Annotated in this window: 2 protein-coding genes; one reads left to right on the forward strand and one right to left on the reverse strand. The window is 48.1% G+C overall.

The features are described 5' to 3' along the window. On the forward strand, positions 1-707 hold a 707-nt coding region (locus tag V7Z60_RS10175), incomplete at its 5' end, for a glycosyltransferase (protein ID WP_334117687.1). A gap of 54 nt (positions 708-761) precedes the next feature. Here V7Z60_RS10175 and V7Z60_RS10180 read toward each other — a convergent pair. After that, positions 762-1,405 (reverse strand): DegV family protein (locus tag V7Z60_RS10180; RefSeq protein WP_334117688.1); only part of this gene is annotated, 644 nt, incomplete at its 5' end.

Here is a 1,405-nt window from a genome sequence, read left to right on the forward strand (position 1 = left end):
CGGGATTGACAACGGCCGTTGACTATTCTGACATGACGATTACGATTGATGCTGACCTGCAGGATGATGTCAATGCCATTTCGGAGATGGTCAGGAAATATCACGAAGGAATCGACGTTGTTTACGGAGTAAGAAACAATCGTGATACTGATACAGCGTTCAAGCGCAAGACGGCAATGGCATTTTATTCTTTGATGAGCAAATTAGGCGTCGACATGGTTCCGAATTCTGCTGATTACCGATTGCTCAGCAGGAGAGCAACCGAAGGGTTATTGCGCTTTGACGAAAGAAATCTGTTTTTAAGAGGGATGGTTCCGCTTGTCGGCTATCCGTCTGACAAGGTCTATTATGCAAGAAAGGAACGCTTCGCCGGAGAGTCGAAGTACCCGCTGAAGAAGATGATCAAGTTCGCCATGGACGGCATCACGTCATTTTCGACAGTGCCGATTAAATTGATTATGAATCTGGGTCTGTTGGTCGTACTGATTGGAATCGGGCTGTTTGTTTATTCGATTGTTCAGAAAATCAACGGCAATGTCGTCAGCGGATGGACATCATTGATAACTTCAATCTGGGTGCTCGGCGGCATTCAGTTAATCTGCCTGAGCATGATTGGTGAATATGTCGGCAAGATATTCACTGAGGTTAAGAAGCGTCCTAGATTCACGATTCAAGAAGACGATTATACGAAGAAGTTTTTGAAATAGAAAATAAAACAGAAGCTAACTAGTCCTTGCTGGACTGGATAGCCTCTGTTTTTGTTATCTGTTTTCCTCCGGCTCTTCCTTTTCCGTCAGCGTAATTACACCGACGGCATTCAGACCGGTATGCGTCATGATGATGGGACTTGTCAGACGTGCAATGTACTTTGCGTCCTTACTGTTCTCAGGCAACATGACTTCCCTGATCCGGTCAAGGAACTCCTCGTCCGTTCCGACGTTTGAAAGTGAAAGTTCCACGATGCGGTTGTCTTCATGGAACCTGCGCAGATCCTTGCAGTACTTGAGGAAGGACTTGCGGCTTCTCCCCTTGTTGACAACATCAAGACTGTTTTCACGGAGCCGGACGATAATCTTCAAGTTGATCAGTTTTGTCAGGGCCCCGGCCAGACGGCTCACCCGGCCTCCTGCAACGAGACAGTCCATGTTGTCGACCAGGACATCAGTTGTTGTGCGCTTGTGGATGTCAAAACAGTGGGCCTTGATTTCCTCGATGCTCTTTCCTGCCCTCGCATCCCGTGCAGCTGCCAGAACTTGAAACGAAAGTGCACGGTCGGTTTCCTTGCTGTTGATGACGGTGACGTTGCACTTGACCATCTCAGCTGCTGAACATGCCGTTTGGTACGTACCGCTCAGGACATCCGACATCATGATTGCCAGAACATCGCTGCCATCAGCCCCAAGCT

The sequence above is a fragment of the Ligilactobacillus sp. genome, from assembly GCF_036846325.1.
Lineage (GTDB): Bacteria > Bacillota > Bacilli > Lactobacillales > Lactobacillaceae > Ligilactobacillus.